Here is a 19,122-nt window from a genome sequence, read left to right as displayed (position 1 = left end):
TTCTGAGCTTATCGGAAAGTATACCGTGGTAGGGGCTCTAAGCCTTGGTAAACGCACCCGTCCTTAAAGGACGGCGTAGCCGTTTATCCTTGGGCGTGAACAAATTCATGAGAAAAGGAAGTGTCCATGAGCGTGCGAAAAGCAATGAAGCTTATGAAAAGCAGTCTTGTCCTTTATCTTTTGCTTCTCAGTTTGCTTGTAAGTGGGATGCCTGGCGTTACTTCGCCTGTCGCCCATGCCTCAGGAACGAGCCCTATCGTTTACAAATTCACCCACATCGGCTTTCCCGGACAGCCGACACAGCCAGGCTGGAGCCTGGTAGGTTTAACCACGACTTACCCTGTCCTGGGCTATCAGTCTTACGGAGCGGCGATCGGCACCGAAAATATCGGCATGTCGCGCGACTTCTTGTTCGATGTCCCCGAAGATGGAACGTATTTGATCAAGTTCAAAGGCTTCCTTGCCGGATCGGGAGCGATCGCGGAGCTGCAAATCGACGGCAAAGCGATGGGCGCCTACGACTTCTACGGCGCGACCGCCGGCTATGGCCCGACGACCCCGATTCGATACGCCGCTTTAACAGCAGGCACGCACACGTTGACGCTTAAAACGATTGGCAAGCAAACGGCGTCGGCCCAATACCGGATGACGCCGAGCGAGTTTATACTGGAGCCGAATTCAGCCATGCCGTCATTGGCGGGCGTGGCGCTTGCCGCCGAGCAGCCGGACATCTTCCTCGGCTCCCAAGTGCAATTAGCCGTCCACGGCCAAACGAATAACGGCGTTGCGACGGATCTTCCCGGAGCGCAAATTCAGTATGCCAGCGATAACGAAGCGGTCGCCCTCGTCGATTCCAATAGCGGCATACTGACCGCCGCCGGAGCAGGTGCCGCTTCCGTAACGGCAAATGTTTATTATAACGGCGCCAACTTTACCGCGGTATTGCCAATCAATGTGCGGATTCCGACAATGACTTACAAGTTCACGCACATCGGCTTTCCCGGCCAACCGACACAGCCAGGCTGGAGTCTTGTAGGCTTGCCAACGACTTATCCTGTCCTTGGCTATCAATATTACGGAGCCGCGATCGGCACCGAAAGTGCGGGCATGTCGCGCGACTTCCGGTTTGATGTCTCCACAGATGGAACGTATTTGATTAAATTCAAAGGGTTCCTGGCCGGGTCGGGAGCGATCGCGGAGCTGGAAATCGACGGCAAAGCGATGGGCACCTACGACTTCTACGGCGCGACCGCCGGCTTTGGCCCGACGACCGCAATTCGATACGCCGCTTTAACGGCAGGCACGCACACGCTGACGCTCAAAACGATCGGCAAGCAAGCGGCATCGGCCCAATACCGGATGACGCCAAGCGAATTTATTTTGGAGCATACCCCTGACTTGCCTGTATTGGATAGCGTTGCATTCACTGCCACGCCGCCCGAGCTCTACGTCGGTTCCAAGTTTAAGCTCCCGGTTATCGGGATGACGCAAGCCGGCATTCGGTTTGAATTGGCGCAGGAATACGTTCAATATTCAAGCAGCGACGAGAATGTCGCCACAGTCGATCATACCGGAATGCTGACGGCGTCCGGACTAGGAACGGCTACCGTAACAGCCGACGTCTATTTAAACGGCGTTAGCCGCTCGGCCTCCTTGCCGATCAGCGTTACCGAAATCGTATACGGGAAAACCCGCAGCACGATTTATACAGCCCATAAAATCGCCGCAGCTCGCAGCAATATTGATAACTACGCTTGGGCAGCCGATTTGAGAGACGATGCCGTCGCCAGAGCGAACAGCTATTTGACGAAAGGGCTTAATGCTCTTTGGGAGCTGGTGCCGCCGCAAAGTCTGCCCCGCAGCTATAGCGTAAACGAGGCTCTCGGAAGTCCGGTCACCGGGAAGGAAATCGATAAATTCGGTCCCTATCCTTATATTACCGATCCACTCAACGACCCCTGGAAAATTACTGATCCGAGCAGCGGCTACAGATTCCCAACGAACGATTTCGGTGCTTATTATCGCAGCGGACTCGATCAACATGGCATCTTTGATCCGACTAAAGCGGACCGCAGCCTGCTCGTCAATACTCTTTATCCGGAAAAGGGCCCGACCTGGGGAGTGGATGACGGCACAGGCTGGGTGGATGAAAATGGAAAAACATATACATTCATCGCTTTCTATATCCACTGGGGGCTTTGGGCGGATAGCGGTCCCGGAAGCTTGAAAGGACTTATTCCGCAGGCGCTGGATGCGTTCCGGGACGCCTATCTGTATACGGGAGACATCAAATATGCCCGTGCGGGCGTCATTTTGCTGGATCGCATAGCCGATATTTATCCAAGCTTGGATACGTCGGTTTACAACAGAAGCATTTACCAGAATTCCGACGGCTATACCCGCTTGGGCAAAGCCACAGGGTCCATCTGGGAAACCTTGCTCGTCAAGCATTTCCTTTATGCTTACGACGCTTTCTATCCGGCAATGAACGATTCGGCGCTCCTCTCGTTTCTGGGTGCGAAATCAGACACTTATGATCTGGGACAGCTTAAATTCAGCGCAAGCGGCATTCGCCGCAACATTGAGGATGGCATCGTCAAACAGATTTATCCCGGTGTGCAATCCTCCCGCATAAGGGGGAATCCCGGATTTCACCAAAGCGCGCTGGCGCTGGCGGCTGTTGTCTACGACAAATTTCCGGAGACGAAGGAATGGCTGGATTTCGACTTCCAGTCCGGTGGCTTCCAAACGGACCCGTTTCGGGTTACCGGGGGTAACATCGGCTCGACGTTGGTGAACGATGTAGACCGCGACGGCAACGGCAACGAGGCCGCTCCACTCTATAACTCGTTATGGCTAATTAACTATCTCGAGCTGGCCAATATCCTTGACGGCTACGACTTGTATCCGAGCGCTGACCTTTACCAGAACGTAAAGTTCCGAAACATGTTTTCAGGCGTATATCAATGGATGCAAAGCGAGGTTTTCACCCCGTCAATAGGCGATTCGGGAAGTACGGGAAAACCGCTCATCTTTTTCTCGATGCCGACGATGATCGAAGCATTCAAGCACTATCAAGACCCGGAATACGCGCAGTTGATCCATTTCTTGAACGGGTTTAGCACGGAGGGCTTGTACGGCGACATTTTTTCGAGTGATCCCGAGCAAATTGCCGATGATATTGATGCGGTTATTGCGCAATACGGTCCTTTGAATTTAAAAAGCACGAATATGACCGGTACCGGGTTCGCCGCGCTAAGGGACGGCAAAGGCGAAGGCTTCAATAGCGACACGCTGCGCAATGTCTGGATGTATTACGGGAATAACAGCTTCCACGGCCACCGGGACACGCTGCAAATCGGGCTGAACGCCTTCGGCCTTGACCTGACGCCGGATTTGGGCTATCCCGAGACGACCGAATCGGCGGATACACACAATTATCAATGGGTGCGCAATACGATTTCCCACAATACGGTTGTCGTCGATAAGGCGAAGCAGCAGATTCAATGGGACGGCGATCCGCAGCATTTTGACGATAGCGAGCAAGTGAAGCTGATCGACGTAGATGCGTCCGATCCGTATCCGCGAACCGAGCTGTACAAACGGACGACGGCGATGATCAAGGTCGACGACGCCAATTCTTACACGGTGGACTTCTTCCGGATTAAGGGCGGCAACGACCATAATTTCAGCTTCCATGCGGCCGAGGGACCTGTGACGACGGATGGCTTGACCCTCGTTTCGCAGAAGGACGGAAGCGGCAACTATATCGGCTCTTATGCAGGTGAGAATGTGGAGTATGGAAAACGGGCGCCAGGCGACAGCGTCGATGGCCCCAACTATATGGGCTCGGGCTTCCACTATTTGAAAAATGTCGATCGGGATACGGCTCCGGCCGAGCAATTCAGCGTGGATTGGGATGTTACGGATACATGGAATATCAACCAGCCGCCGCGGGACGTTCATCTCCGCTTGACTATGCTCGGACAGGTCGACGATGTGGCGCTGGCGGACGGAAGCCCGTCGCAAAGAGTGCCGAACAATCCGAAAAGCTTCCGTTATGTAGTCGCCCATCGCGGTGGCAGCAATCTGGATTCGCTGTTCACTTCGATCATCGAGCCGTACGAATCGCAACGATACGTTCAATCGATCGAGCCGGTAACGGTAACCGTGTATGGCGCACCTGCGATCGGCAATGATGTGAAGGCGGTGAAGGTTGTCTTGACGAACGGCAGAACCGACTACATCGTCAGCGCGCTCGATCCGTCCGTGCTTTATACCGTGGATGGGAAATTCCAGTTCCAGGGGGCGTTCGGGGTTTACTCAGTGCAAAACGGCGAGCCTGTGTATAGCTACCTTAGTGAAGGAACGCTGATCGGACCGGCCGGGCTTCCGCTTATCGACGAAGATACGGCGCAATTGACAGGCACCGTCGCCGATTTCACGCGGGATCTGTCCATGACGAACGACATCACGGTCAACCTGGACCTGCAAGGTGCGGACAGCGGCGAGCTTGTCGGAAAATACGTCTATATCGCCAATGACGGCGAGCGGAATGCGGTTTATAAAATTCACGGCGTCACGCAACTCGGAACGAATCAATACAAGCTCGATTTGGGAACCGCCACGCTCATCCGGCGTTATGTGGACAACAATGACTTCAGCAAGGGATATGTGTATGACATTGCTCCCGGGGCCGCTTTCCGCATCCCGTTGTCTTACGAAACGGTGATCGAGCCTGTCGCCGCAAATAAAGCGCCTGTCGCTCAGGAATTGGCGGTGTCGACCTTGAAAAAAACGGCGGTAAGCGGTACTTTAACAGCTGCGGACGGCGATGCGGACCAATTGACTTACAGGATCGTGCAGAACGGGACTATAGGTACAGCGGTAATAACGAACCCTTCGACAGGTTCCTTCATTTATACGCCCAGACCCGGAAAAACGGGCAGCGATACTTTTACTTTTCAGGCTTTTGACGGCCAGGATTACTCCAATATCGCATCGGTATCTATAACAATCAATCCAAAAAACCCTAAAAAACAATAAGGAGACTTCGGCCGAACAGACTGTAGGCCACGACCACGATTTGTTCGAATATTGCTTGTCAAGGCAATCGTCTACCTGCGTTTTTGACGCTGACGTTTACTGCAAGTATTAGAGCCGCTATCACGAAATACTATCTTAAAAGTGTGACGGTACAGCCCCAGCCGTACCGTCTTTTCTTTTTCACCTATTGTTCAAATAATTAGCGATATTAAACCTACGCGGAGGTAACTATGTTGTATCCCGGCTTTGCACCAAATGAACATATTTAGGCGCTGGGTCTCCCCCATTTTCCAACCGTGCAGCAAACGGTGGTATGGCGTAACTGGGAGCTTGTTCCGCTGGACAGATTGGCGAAGATTCTCAAATCGACGAAAGAAAACGTGCTCTCGCATGGGACTTCGCGTTCCCCCGAGCAACGATGAGCAATGGCTGATCCGCGCCCATATTTCAATCTAACTTCGTACTATTATAAAGCGCTATACAAGCAAAAAAGACACCTAACACGGTGTCTTTTCTCATGGTATTGGTGGAGGCGAGGGGATTTGAACCCCTGTCCGAAAATAACGCCACACAGGCATCTACGGGTATAGTCACAGTTTTGATGTCACCCTAGCAAGCGCCCCGTAACCGGCTATCGCGAGGGTCAGCCTGATTGTCTTCTTCAGCTCACCCCAGGCGGAGATGAGACAGCGTATTCCACTATTTGTTAGCCCCTATCCCAGTCACATGGACGATGCTGGGTAGAAGCACGCCAACAGTTTCTTAGGCTGCTAAAGCGTAGTTGTTTTGAGTTTTGCCATTTAATAGGCTTTAGCGTTGTTAAAGCGGACGCGTCCCCACTACCCGCAACCCGTGCTCGAACTATCCCCGTCGAATCCATAAACGCCCCCAATGTCGCATAAACGGCATCGTTGCCACCGCTTAGCAGGTCAGACGCTCTACAGATATGCCGCTGATCTTAGCTTGCCAACCAGCTTCAACGCTTCGAGCAAAAGTTAATCATTTTCCTTACTTACTTAGTATAACACAAATGATCAGGACAGATCAGATGTCTTTGTTGGAAACGCTGGTGCCTGCCGCCAACTGAACCAGCTTACCTGGCGACCTTCTGCTTCTCGCGCAGTGCCCGTTGAATATCCCGCTGGGCATCCCGTTTGGCAGACGTTTCGCGCTTGTCATACTGCTTCTTCCCTTTACCCAACCCGATCAGCAGCTTGGCATAGCCGTTGCGTACATAGATCTTCAGCGGCACAATGGAGTAGCCATCCTGCTTCGACAAGCCGAGCAACTTGTGAATCTGCGATTTATGCAGCAGCAGCTTGCGGGCGCGGGTCGGATCGGTCGGATTGTACCGGTTGCCCTGCTCGAAGGCGCTGATATGCATATTATGGATAAAAATCTCACCATTGCGGATGGTGGCAAACGCATCGCTTATATTAGCTTTGCCCAGGCGCAGCGCCTTGATTTCCGTTCCCAGCAGCACAATGCCAGCTTCATACGTATCCTCGATGAAATAGTCATGGGAAGCCTTCTTGTTCTGGGCCAGTTGTTTCCCGTCACTCTTCTTGCCCATGCCAATCACCTCTTTGCTTGGAATCACACGCGTGATGTTCAAAATCACCATTCCATTAAAGCTGCAAAATGGACTCCCCACAGCTTAATGTCAGGAGTCCATTGTAGCAACTTTAACGGCTGAAATCAAGAACCGCAGCGCCTGTCGGCCTTACAGCCCATTATTGTTCGCTGTTCTTGGCAGCCGGAGCCGCGCCGCCGTCATCATTTTTCTTCTTGGCCGGTCGGCTGCTTCTGTTGCCGACACCTTGCTGGCCGCCGGTATTTACCCCACCACGAGCAGCAGCATTAGCAACAGCTGCGCCAGCGGCAGGCTTCTTCGCCGGACGAGCACCGCCTGGCTTGCTTGCCGTGGATGGGCCACGTCCCCCGCGAGCTGAGGCTGAGCGGCCGCCGCGGCCTGAGGATCCTCCTCTGCCCCGTTTGCCTGAACGGTCATCCGGATCTTCACCGTCATCAATAATACCGCCCGTTCCGCGAATCGGAAGGCCCCACATGTCGTTGCGCACCGGGCGTGCCGGCGCGGTGTTCGAATCGATCTGTTCCGCTGCTGCGGCAGTCGTTCCTTTACTGCTCTCTTCATTCCCCAATAAACGGTCCAAGTTATAATCATCCTCCGGTTTCCAGGCGCGCTTGTCGCCTTTGCTTCTCTCCTGTATGGAACTGCTTTGGCTATTACCGCCCGCTCTTCTTGCCGAACGCGGCTGGACGGCCGCTTCACCCTTCCCGCGGCCGCGCGGACCCACATTGCTCGCTCCGCCTGATCCGCGGCGCCCGGAGCCGTTCCCCGCTTCCGGGCCCCCCCGCTGCCGGCTATCAATGGCTGCCTCACCCGGCTTGCGTCCACGCTTCGCTTTCACGCCGTCTTTGCCCCGTCCGCCGCCAGAGGCAGCCGCGCCCGGCTTACGACCGCGATCGCCGCCGCGGCCATCCGCGCTACCGCTTTTGCCGCGTACGCCGCTTCGCAGATTGCCGGCAACCGCCAAGCCTTTGCCGCGTTTCCCCCGTCCGCCAGCGGCCGCTCCCGTGAACTCCCTGCCGCGTCCGCCGCGCTCGGCGCTTTCCGCTTTGGTCTCTACGATGGCAAAATCAATCGTATGCTCCACCATGTTGACGCCATCAACCCGCACGCGCAGCTCATCGCCGATCCGGTACATCTTCGATGTCCGTTCGCCGATCAGCAGCATATGCTGCTCATGGAAATGATAATAATCATCATTGAGATTGCTCAGCCGAATCAGACCCTCAACGGTATTGTCCAGCTCCACAAATATCCCGAAGCTTGTCACGCCGCTGATAATCCCTTCGAATTCCTCGCCGACTTTGTCAAGCATATACTCGCATTTCTTCAGCTTCTCGGTATCCCGCTCCGCTTCGACCGCCACACGCTCCCGCTCGGACGATTGCTGGGCAATATCCGGCATGCGTGCCGACAGCGCCTCGATCCGCGACTCCGGAAGCGTGCCGCCGTTCTCCAGCACTTCCCGCATGACGCGGTGAATGACGAGATCGGGATAACGCCGGATAGGTGAAGTGAAATGGGAGTAGAATTCCGCAGCCAGTCCGAAATGCCCGAGGCTTTGCGCGTCATATTTGGCCTGCTTCATGGAACGCAGCATAACCGTTGAGATGACTGTTTGCTCCTTCGTGCCGCGGATATCCTCCAGCAGCGTTTGCAGGGCGCGCGGATGTATTTCGCTTCCGCCCTTCCCCTTCACCGTATAACCGAAATTAGCCGCGAACTGCACAAAATGCAGCAGCTTCTCCGAGTCCGGGTTCTCATGAATCCGGTAAAGGAAAGGCACTTTAAGCCAGTAGAAATGCTCCGCAACGGTCTCGTTGGCAGCGAGCATAAATTCTTCAATAATCTGCTCGGCTACCGAACGTTCACGCTTCACAATATCGACAGGCTTGCCGGAATCGTCCACAATGACCTTGGATTCCACGAAATCGAAATCGATGGCTCCGCGTTTCATACGCATGGAACGCAGGCGCATCGCAAGCTCCTCCATCAAATTGAACGTATCCACCAGCTCAGCGTAACGCTCCATCACTTCCGGATCCTTATCCGCTACGATTTTGCGCACATTGGTGTAGGTCATCCGTTCTTTGGTGCGGATTACGCTGGTAAACACATCATGCCTGATGCGCTTCAGCGTTTTGGCATCAAACTCCATCTCACAGGACATGGTAAGCCGGTCCACCTGCGGATTCAGCGAGCAGATGCCGTTGGATAAACGATGCGGCAGCATCGGTATGACACGGTCAACCAGATAAACGCTGCAGCCGCGCCGGTAGGCTTCCTGATCCAGCGCCGATTTCTCGTGAACATAATAACTGACATCGGCAATATGCACGCCCAGCAAATAATTGCCGTTCTCAAGCCGCTCGATATTCACCGCATCATCCAGATCTTTGGCATCTTCGCCATCAATCGTCACAATTACTTTATTTCTTAAATCCCTGCGCCCCTGAAGGCGGATTTCATCATCGCTGATGGATTCCGGCGCCGCTTCGGCCTCTTCCAGCACATCCTCCGGAAAACCTTCAGGCAATTGGTGTTTACGGATAATGGATAGAATATCCACGCCCGGGTCATCCTTATGACCAAGCACCTCGACAATCTCACCTTCAGCGGCCGACCGGCCTTCCGGGTAATTGATGATGCGGACGACAACCTTTTGGCCCGAGACTGCTCCCTTGAACTCGCCTTTAGAAATAAAAATATCGCGGTTGATCCGTTTGTCATCCGGCACTACAAAACCATACGCCTCATGATTGTCGAACGTACCGACCACCTGGGTCACAGCACGCTCAACAACCCGGTTGACCTCGCCTTCCATGCGCCCGCCATTCTCGCTTTTGGACAGGATCTTCACCAGCACCGTATCGCCGTTCATGGCGCTTTTCAAATCATGGGCACCGATGTAAACATCCGGGTGTTCCTTGTCCTCCGGCAGCAAAAAAGCAAATCCCTTCGCATGCGCCTGGATCCGGCCGCGCAGCAGGTTCATCCGCTCGGGTACGCCGTAACGGTCCTTCGGGGTACGAATAATCTTGCCTTCTTCCTCGATCCGGTTCAACAAAATCAAAAAAGCTTTAAAGGACTCGGCATCGCCGCCGCCCATATGCTCCTCAAGCTCTTTATATGTCATCGGCTTATAAGCGGGTTCGCGCATAAATTCCAAAAGCTGCTGCTCAGTCACCATATTCCTCTCACCTCGTGTATCCCTATGCCGTCTATATGAATATGCAGCAGTCGGTTGATAGATTACCATATACTATATAGTATACACGAAAGTGGCTGCCACCATCCGCTGCCGCTTAGTTGCAAATAAAAAAAAGCGGGGGTCATCCCGCTTTTCGCTGCATAGCTTCCACTTATTTGACTAAGTAAGCAACAATCAACGCAAGCACAAAAAATCCGACAGCAATGCCTATTGTCAGGCGCTGCAAAAACAAATCAAGGCCGCGGGCCTTTTGTTTACCGAACAAATGCTCGGCACCGCCAGAGATCGCACCCGATAATCCTGCGCTTTTGCCTTTTTGTAAAAGAACGACAGCGATCAAGCCCACTGCGAAAATAACAAGCAAAATTCTAAATGTAACTTCCATGGTTCCACCTCCAAATAAGGAGCATCTTTTGCCGCTGCCTTGTCCATCTGCGAGAGACAAGACCAGTAAAACAGCATTTTTATTGTATCACAGCAATTAAACGATTACAAGGCAGATATCGCTCGTATCTCTCTCGTTTAAAACCCGTTTTCACGGAAAAATTCCAGACTGATTTTTGCGCTTTCCAGCGACGAGGAACGAAATTCCTCCTGCTCCACGATAAAATACTCTATGCCGGCCTGCCCGGCAACGCCCAGCACGCTTTTCAGATCGACGACCCCTTTGCCAACCTCTGTGTCACGGCGGCCTTCGCCGAAATCCTTGAAATGCACAAGCGGTACACGACCGGCATAGCGGGTGACGTAATCCAGGGGCTTCTGACCGCCCATATGAATCCAGCCCAGATCGAATTCAGCAAACAGGTACTCCGCGGGAACCCGCTCCAGCAGAAAATCCATCAAGGGTTTGCCGTTAACCAGCTTGAATTCAAAATCATGGTTGTGGTAGCCATATTTCATGCCAGCCTCATTGACCAGCCTGCCTGCAGCTTCCAGGATAGCCGCAAGGCTGTCCACATCGTCTTCCGTCGGATCCTCAGGGACCGGCGCCCATGGCGTAACCATATATTTCAAGCCAATTTCCTGAGCGTACTCAATCTGCTTGGCGAGCTGCTCCCGCGCCTTTTCCGGCGAAGTGAAGTCCAGTCCCACGTGAGCGGAAGGCGCTTCAAGGCCCGTACTGTCCAGCACCGCCTTCAACTCCTTCGCCGGCGTGTCAAAATACCCGGCAAATTCAACCGCCCGATACCCCATCTCTGCTACCTTGTGAATTGTGCCCAGGAAGTCCATTTCCGTCAAATCACGAAGCGTATATAACTGTAAGCCCACTATTGGTTTTGTCACTTGTACACCGTCCTAAAATTTTTTGCGGCATCGGAGCAATTCCGCCTGGTTAAGCAAAAAATACTTCGGAAGCATATGCTTATTGTTTGCGGGCGGCGAACCACCCGACAATAAAAAAGAGGAGGTCCGGCGGAACCCTATCCGCCTTCACTCCCCTTATTATAACGAACATCCGCATGCTTATTACTGCGCCTGTTGGGACATTCTTATTTCATTTGGTTATTCGGCCGATTACTTCTTGAAATTTTTCAAGTTGTAAAATGCGCTTTTGCCTGCGTAAATCGCTGTCGAACCCAATTGGTCCTCGATGCGAAGCAGTTGATTGTATTTGGCAACGCGGTCCGTACGGGACGGAGCGCCGGTTTTGATTTGACCTGCGTTGGTAGCAACCGCGATATCGGCAATGGTGCTGTCCTCGGACTCACCGGAACGGTGGGAGATAACAGCTGTGTAGCCTGCGCGCTTGGCCATTTCAATGGCATCAAAAGTTTCGGTAAGCGAACCGATTTGGTTAACTTTAACAAGGATCGAGTTGCCGATGCCTTTCTCGATACCTGTGGACAGACGCTCGGTGTTCGTCACGAACAGATCGTCGCCGACAAGCTGTACTTTGCCGCCCAATTTCTCGGTAAGCAGCTTCCAGCCTTCCCAGTCATCTTCGGAGCAGCCGTCTTCGATCGTAATGATCGGATATTTGTCCGCCCAGGAAGCAAGCAGGTCAACAAACTCAGCTGGCGTGAAGGACTTTCCTTCGCCTTCCAGATGGTATTTACCGTCTTTGAAGAATTCCGTGGAAGCCACGTCCATACCCAGGAATACATCAACGCCAGGCTTGTAGCCGGCACGTTCGATCGCGGAGATAATGGTGGTGATGGCTTCTTCATTGGAACCAAGGTTAGGAGCAAAACCGCCTTCGTCGCCGACAGCGGTGTTCAGCCCTTTGTCCTTCAGCACCGATTTCAAGTTATGGAAAATTTCTGCGCCGATGCGAAGCGCTTCTTTGAAGCTTTCCGCACCAACCGGCAGAACCATGAACTCCTGAACATCAATGTTGTTGTCGGCATGCTCGCCGCCATTGACGATATTCATCATCGGTACCGGAAGCGTTTTGGCGTTGAATCCGCCCAGGTAAGTATACAGTGATACATTCAGAGCGTCAGCAGCAGCACGGGCAACCGCCATCGAAACGGCGAGAATGGCATTGGCGCCGAGCTTGCCTTTATTGTGCGTACCGTCAAGGGAAATCATTTTACGGTCGATCAGCACTTGATCCAATGCATCCAGTCCGATAATTTCCGGAGCAATGATGGTGTTGACGTTCTCAACGGCCTTCAGAACGCCTTTGCCGAGGTAACGGGATTTGTCGCCATCACGAAGCTCAACCGCTTCGTATGCACCGGTGGAAGCGCCGGAAGGCACGATTGCGCTGCCCTTGCCGCCGGATTCCAGAGATACTTCCACTTCGACCGTCGGGTTGCCCCTTGAATCGAGCACTTCGCGAGCATATACGTCAGTAATAATAGACATGTACCAAACACTCCTTTAATGGATGAGATAAGAACATCACGTGATTTACCATTGAAGCAGCTGCAGCTGCTCTGTCAGACACTTCTCTTACTATACCATACCCGTCCGTTATTCCTTAATCATCGATTTCCCGGTCATTTCAATCGGCTGCGTCAGCTCCATCAAGCTGAGAATGGTCGGCGCGATATCTGCCAGAATGCCATCCTCACGCAGGGAAACCCCAGGCTTTGTTACGATGAAGGGAACCGGATTGGTCGTATGGGCGGTGAACGGAAGGCCTTCCTCGTCAATCACCATATCCGCATTGCCATGGTCTGCCGTAATCAGACAGACGCCGCCTTTGGCCAGAACGGCTTCCACTACTCTGCCCAGACACGCATCCGTAGCTTCGATGGCTTTGATCGTTGGCTCCAGCATGCCGGAGTGCCCAACCATATCCGGATTGGCAAAATTAAGAATAATGGCATCCTGATTGTCTGCCTCAATCTCCTTAACTGCCGCTTCCGCAACCTCGTAAGCGCTCATCTCCGGCTGCAGATCATAGGTGGCAACCTTAGGCGAGCCGATCAGAATCCGGGTTTCTCCCGGAAGCTCCACATCGCGGCCCCCGCTGAAGAAGAAGGTCACATGCGGATATTTCTCCGTTTCGGCAATACGAAGCTGCTTCTTGCCGTTCTGTACAAGCACCTCTCCAAGCGTGTTGTCCAGGTTCTTTGGTTTATAGGCAATGTAGCCCTCGACGGTATCGCTGAACTTGGTCAGACAAACAAAATACAGGTTTTTGGGCTGCTTCGAGCCCCGTTTGAATCCGTGGAAATCGCTGTTGGTAAACACCTGCGACAATTGAATCGCACGATCCGAACGGAAATTGAAGAATACAACGGCATCCTCGGACTCAACAAGACCGACAGGATCGCCATTTGCCTGCACAATGACCGTTGGAAGCACAAATTCATCCATGACGGATTTCTCGTAGGATTCTTTTACCGCTTCAAGAGGATCCATATATTGCGGACCTTCGCCGTAGACCATGGCACGGTAGGACTTCTCCGTCCGTTCCCAGCGTTTGTCGCGGTCCATCGCATAATATCGGCCTTGTACGGTTGCAATCTTGCCGACGCCAACCTCTTCAATTTTGGCAACCAGCTTCTCCATGAAACCAAGAGCGCTGTCCGGCGACACATCGCGGCCATCCAGGAACGCATGGATGTACACCTCGAAAAATTGCTCTTTCTTAGCCAGATCAAGCAGCGCGAACAAGTGCCCGATATGGCTGTGTACACCGCCGTCGGAGAGAAGCCCGTACAGATGAAGCTTTTTGCCGTTTTCCTTCGCATATCTCACCGCACCGACCAGTGTTTCATTATCGAAAAACTCGCCGTCGCGGATCGATTTGCTGATACGGGTCAATTCCTGATAAACAATGCGGCCGGAACCGATGTTCAAATGGCCGACCTCGGAGTTGCCCATTTGCCCTTCCGGCAAACCAACTGCTTCCCCGCAGGCCGTCAGGGTTGTATGCGGATAGCTTGACCAGTAACGGTCATAATTCGGCTTATGCGCTTGTGCAACGGCATTGCCCGTTACATCGTTGCGAAGGCCAAAGCCATCCAAAATAATAAGAGCGACCGGTTTGGGAGCAGTCATCTTACTTCGCCCCTTCCACGAGCTGAACGTAAGAAGCGGCCTCCAGGCTTGCGCCGCCTACCAGCGCGCCGTCTATGTTTGATTCAGCCATATATTCCGCAATGTTGTTCGGCTTGACGCTGCCGCCGTATTGAATGCGGACAGCATCCGCAACAGTAGCATCATATAGACCAGCCACAACGCCGCGGATGAAAGCAATCACATCTTCAGCATCCGCCGAAGTGGACGATTTGCCTGTGCCGATTGCCCAGATTGGCTCATAGGCAATAACAACCTGTGCCGCTTGCTCGGCCGAAAGGCCTTGGAAAGCAGCAACGGTTTGCAGGTTGCATACATCTTTGGTTTGGCCCGCTTCGCGCTCTTCCAGCTTCTCGCCCACACAAACGATTGGTGTCAGGCCATGCTTGAATGCGGCGTGAACCTTCTTGTTCACGATCTCGTCCGTCTCCTGGAAATAAGCGCGGCGCTCGGAATGGCCAATAATTACGTACTGCACACCAAGATCTTTAAGCATCAAACCGCTGATTTCACCCGTAAATGCGCCATTGTCCTCAAAATGAAGATTTTGCGCGCCAATGGCGATCGTTGTCCCTTTGGCAGCTTCTACGAGTGCCGGAAGTGTCAGGTAAGGCGCGCAAATGACAGCTTCGACGCCGTCAATTTCCGCTTTTCCCTTTACATCGGCGAAGAAAGATTCCGCTTCGGAAATCGTTTTGAACATTTTCCAGTTGCCTGCAATTATCGGTTTACGCATTACGTCAGCTCCTCAGGCTTTGCGAAGCAAAGCTGCTTCGAAAGCGTTACTTGGCTTTGCGAAGCAAAGCTGCTCCGAAAGCGTTACTTGGCTTTGCGGAGCAAAGCTGCTCCGAAAGCGTTACTTGGCTTTGCGAAGCAAAGCTGCTCCGAAAGCGTTACTTGGCTTTGCGGAGCATGAACCCCGCAAAGCTTGATCCTCTGCCTCTTGCTATCCTACTTGTCGTTCAAGGCAACCACGCCCGGAAGCGCTTTGCCTTCCATAAATTCGAGAGATGCGCCGCCGCCGGTGGAGATATGGTCCATTTTATCGGCGAGACCGAACTTCTCCGCCGCTGCGGCGGAATCGCCACCGCCGATAACCGTGTAAGCAGACGTTTCCGCACAAGCGCGGGCAACGGCTTGGGTACCATGGGAGAAAGGCTCGATTTCAAAAACGCCCATCGGTCCGTTCCAGACGACAAGCTTCGAATTTTTAATGACGTCCGCAAATATTTCACGGGATTTCGGCCCGATATCAATGCCTTCCCAGTCAGCCGGGATGCCATCGATGTCGACAATTTTGGTATTGGCGCTTGCGCTGAAATCATCCGAGACGACGATATCCACCGGCAGCAGGAACTGCTTGCCAAGCTTCTTCGCTTTCTCGATAAAATCCTTCGTCAGCTCAAGCTTGGAGTCGTCGCAAAGAGATTGTCCGATCTCATGGCCCTGGGCCTTGAAGAACGTATAGGACAACCCGCCGCCGATAATGATGTTGTCTGCGATTTCGATCATCTTATTGATAACGTCGATTTTATCCTTAACCTTGGAGCCGCCGACAATCGCCGTGAACGGACGCTCCGGATTTTGCAGCGCTCTGCCGAGCACATCAAGCTCGCGTTCCATCAACAGACCGGATACGGCCGGCAGGAAATGAGCAATGCCTTCGGTAGAAGCATGGGCACGGTGAGCAGCGCCGAATGCGTCATTGACAAACAAGTCGGCCAATTCGGCAAAAGCTTTCGCAAGCGCCGGATCATTCTTCTCTTCGCCTGCTTCGAAGCGGACGTTCTCCAGCAGAAGCACATCGCCGTCTTGCATGTCGCTGATTTGCGACTTGACGGCATCGCCGATGACCTCATCGGCTTTAAGCACCTTCTTGCCAAGCAGCTCGGAGAGACGTTCTGCCGCAGGCGTCAGACGAAGTTCTTCGACAACTTGTCCTTTCGGGCGGCCAAGATGACTGGCCAGAATGACCTTTGCGCCTTTTTCAACCAGATAGTTGATTGTCGGCAGCGTTTCGCGAATGCGCTTGTCGTCCGTGATTGCGCCGTTTTCTAAAGGCACATTGAAATCCACGCGTACAAACACGCGTTTGCCGGCCACCTCAACATCACGTACACTTTTTTTGTTCATCCCGTAACCCTCCTAAGGTAACCCTTAATTTCCCCGTCAGGGAATAACGCTCTAAAGGGTCTAGATTCTATGCAAAGCTCTCCACGCTATCCATCCCGCAATTCTTTGCAGGTTTATCTATCTATTATTTCCCCAAAAAAGGGGATCTCGAATTCTTTTTCATTGAAGCTTTCATCAAGGCGATTCCCTCAGGTTATCCTGTAGTAAAAAACGCCGAAGGCGAAAATGCTCTAAAGCTTTAAAGCCTTTTGGCTCGGGTTTTATCCCGTGGCAAAGGAGCGCTTCAGTAAAGCTGGGTCCCGGAGCAGCCGAATGGGGCTGCTCTATGGACGTAAAGCGGGCCTCCGCAAACCGCCGCGAAGGAGCTGCCACAAGCAGCTCCTTCGAAAATATGGGGTGTCCAGAGGGGAACCCTCGGGGTCCCCCTTATCAAGGGGGATTTAGGGGGTTATGACTCCTACAGTCCTTTGGATGCAATATAAACGGCAAGGTCAACTACACGGTTGGAGTAGCCCCACTCGTTATCGTACCAAGAAATGATTTTGACCATGTTGCCTTCAACAACCATTGTCGACAGCGCGTCGATGGTGGAAGAAGCAGGATCGCCATTGTAGTCGCTCGATACAAGCGGCTCCTCGGAGTAGTTAAGGATGCCTTTAAGCTCGCCTTCGGAAGCAGCTTTCAGGGCATTGTTCACTTCTTCAACGGTAACGTTGTTTTTCAATTCAACAACCAGATCCGTCAGGGAAACGTTTGGAGTTGGAACGCGCATCGACATACCGTTCAGCTTGCCTTTAAGCTCAGGCAGAACAAGGGAGATCGCTTTTGCCGCGCCAGTGGATGAAGGAATGATGTTCTCGGCAGCTGCACGGGCACGACGCAGATCCTTGTGCGGCACATCCAGAACGGATTGGTCATTTGTATAAGAGTGAACCGTCGTCATCATACCTTTGACGATTCCGAATTTTTCGTGGATTACTTTGGCGAATGGAGCCAGACAGTTCGTTGTACAAGAAGCGTTGGAGATAACCGTGTGAGCCGAAGGATCGTATTTCTCTTCGTTCACGCCCATAACAATCGTGATGTCTTCATTGGAAGCAGGTGCGGAGATGATTACTTTTTTAGCTCCGCCTTTAAGATGAAGCTCGGCTTTTTCTTTCGCCGTGAAGATACCCGTGGATTCTACTACGATTTCAGCGCCTACGGAAGCCCAAGGCAAGTTCTCAGGATTACGCTCGGCAAACACCTTGATTTCGCGTCCGTTAACGATCAGGGCGCCTTCTTTTGCTTCTACCTTAGCGTCCAGTGTACCGTGAGTCGTATCATATTTAAGCAAATGAGCCAGTGTATTCGTGTCTGTCAAATCATTAACAGCCACCACTTGAATTTCCGGGTTGTTCAGAGCAGCGCGGAATACATTACGACCAATACGACCAAATCCATTAATACCAACTTTAACCATTGTTGTTTCCTCCTAGGCTTGATTTTAATATATATCTTAAGACGCCTGCCGGTAGGCAGCCCTATCGCCACCTGCAGTCGTCAAGATCACGCTAAGTATGTCTTTTCAGTTGCCTTTAAAAAGATGCCTGCTGTTCTTCGTCCAGTATGGCCGTAATAACAAGAGCCGCAGCTTCATCCGTCACGAGTATATCGTCGTGGCCAAAACGCATCACGGCTGCTATCGCCTCGCCTTTGCTGCCCCCGCCGGCGATGGCAATGACGACTTCTGTCTCCAGGATGTCCTCCAGCCGAAGTCCTGCAGTCGGCATCTTATGGACCACCGCTCCCTCGCGGTCAAAATAATAACCGAAGGATTCGGCGAGTGCGCCTTCCGCCTTTAAAGCTTCAATAACCTCTTCGTTAACGCGCCGCCGCCGCGCCATCACCATAGCGTCTCCGATACCGTGAATGACAATGCGGGCGCTGCGGATCACATCGACGACTTCCCGGATGTTCTCCTCCTGCATCAACGTCAGATAAGCTCCTTCGCCTAAATGGTCCGGAACATGCAGCAGCCGGTAATGGGCGCCGGTCCGCTTGGCCATCGTTGATACGATCGTATTCGCCTGATAATCGAGGCTTTCGCCCAGTCCGCCGCGAGCCGGGACAAACCAGTTGCCCTTCAGGGGCGTCTGCGTCGTTAATTGATTGGCTACCGAGGCGAGCGTCGAACCGCCAGTTACGGCAATAACATCGTCCTTGTTCATCATCTTGCGCAGTGCCGTAGCACCGGCTTTACCGAGCTCCCGCTTCGTGTGCGGAGAAGTGTCGGAATCTCCCGGGACAATCCATACATGCTTGAGACCAAAGTGCTTGCGAAGCCGCTGCTCCAGCTCCGTTAGTCCAAACATCTCCTTATAATAAGGCTCCAGGTCCTCCAGAAGCTTTCTTCCGGATTCGCTGATGCGCATGCCGGCTGTTTCCACATGAAGCAGACCCTGTTCTTTCAAAAAGTCTGTTTCGGCGCGCAGCACCCGCTCGGATAAATCCAGTGAAGCGGCAAGTGTCCGGCGGCCAATCATGTCGGATAACATCACTTGCCTGAGAATCAAATATCTTTTCTTCATAATGGCAAGTACATCCGGCAGCAGCTGCTGCTGGATTTCGATGAGAGACTGCATCTTTCAACATCAACTCCATTTGCGCCAAATCCGCGCCC

Annotated in this window: 11 protein-coding genes and 1 other RNA gene; 1 reads left to right on the top strand and 11 read right to left on the bottom strand. The window is 52.9% G+C overall.

Translation table 11 applies throughout. From position 1 onward, the window contains the following. Positions 1–126: 126 nt before the first annotated feature. Complete coding sequence (locus tag IEY46_RS33270) at positions 127–5,046, top strand: cadherin-like domain-containing protein (RefSeq protein ID WP_229750713.1); 4,920 nt, start codon at positions 127–129, stop codon at positions 5,044–5,046. A gap of 524 nt (positions 5,047–5,570) precedes the next feature. On the opposite strand, the gene ssrA is transcribed toward IEY46_RS33270, so the two are convergent. The 11 genes from ssrA to IEY46_RS33215 form a co-directional block, all read right to left on the bottom strand. Then, positions 5,571–5,936: a transfer-messenger RNA gene (gene ssrA, locus IEY46_RS33265) on the bottom strand. Between the two features lie 203 nt (positions 5,937–6,139). Then, positions 6,140–6,619 carry an SsrA-binding protein SmpB gene (gene smpB, locus IEY46_RS33260; protein ID WP_188999959.1) on the bottom strand — a complete coding sequence of 160 codons (480 nt, stop codon included), beginning with the start codon at positions 6,617–6,619 and terminating at the stop codon, positions 6,140–6,142. 160 nt (positions 6,620–6,779) lie between these two features. Next, complete coding sequence (gene rnr, locus IEY46_RS33255; protein ID WP_188999826.1) at positions 6,780–9,827, bottom strand: ribonuclease R; 3,048 nt, start codon at positions 9,825–9,827, stop codon at positions 6,780–6,782. Between the two features lie 172 nt (positions 9,828–9,999). Beyond that, complete coding sequence (secG, locus tag IEY46_RS33250) at positions 10,000–10,233, bottom strand: preprotein translocase subunit SecG (RefSeq protein WP_188999823.1); 234 nt, start codon at positions 10,231–10,233, stop codon at positions 10,000–10,002. Between the two features lie 137 nt (positions 10,234–10,370). Next, positions 10,371–11,135, bottom strand: coding sequence for a sugar phosphate isomerase/epimerase family protein (locus IEY46_RS33245; protein WP_188999820.1), 765 nt, complete (start codon positions 11,133–11,135; stop codon positions 10,371–10,373). A 231-nt stretch (positions 11,136–11,366) separates the two neighbouring features. Beyond that, positions 11,367–12,662, bottom strand: a complete 1,296-nt coding sequence (gene eno, locus IEY46_RS33240; protein WP_188999817.1) for a phosphopyruvate hydratase — start codon at positions 12,660–12,662, stop codon at positions 11,367–11,369. Between the two features lie 108 nt (positions 12,663–12,770). Beyond that, positions 12,771–14,309 carry a 2,3-bisphosphoglycerate-independent phosphoglycerate mutase gene (gene gpmI, locus IEY46_RS33235; protein ID WP_188999814.1) on the bottom strand — a complete coding sequence of 513 codons (1,539 nt, stop codon included), beginning with the start codon at positions 14,307–14,309 and terminating at the stop codon, positions 12,771–12,773. A gap of 1 nt (position 14,310) precedes the next feature. Further along, positions 14,311–15,063: a triose-phosphate isomerase gene (gene tpiA / locus IEY46_RS33230; protein WP_188999812.1), complete on the bottom strand. Its 753-nt coding sequence runs from the start codon at positions 15,061–15,063 to the stop codon at positions 14,311–14,313. Between the two features lie 215 nt (positions 15,064–15,278). Beyond that, entirely contained in the window at positions 15,279–16,460 is a 1,182-nt protein-coding gene (locus tag IEY46_RS33225) for a phosphoglycerate kinase (protein ID WP_188999809.1), read from the bottom strand. Positions 16,461–16,917: 457 nt separating this feature from the next. Next, positions 16,918–17,922 (bottom strand): type I glyceraldehyde-3-phosphate dehydrogenase, encoded by a 1,005-nt coding sequence (gene gap, locus IEY46_RS33220; RefSeq protein WP_188999806.1) that lies wholly within the window; start codon positions 17,920–17,922, stop codon positions 16,918–16,920. Between the two features lie 115 nt (positions 17,923–18,037). Then, positions 18,038–19,084, bottom strand: coding sequence for a sugar-binding transcriptional regulator (locus IEY46_RS33215; RefSeq protein ID WP_188999803.1), 1,047 nt, complete (start codon positions 19,082–19,084; stop codon positions 18,038–18,040). Positions 19,085–19,122 lie beyond the last annotated feature (38 nt).

This window comes from Paenibacillus nasutitermitis, assembly GCF_014641075.1.
GTDB classification, from domain to species: domain Bacteria; phylum Bacillota; class Bacilli; order Paenibacillales; family Paenibacillaceae; genus Paenibacillus_Z; species Paenibacillus_Z nasutitermitis.
The sequence above is the reverse complement of the archived record's forward strand: the minus strand, read 5'-3'. Positions and strand labels throughout refer to the sequence as shown.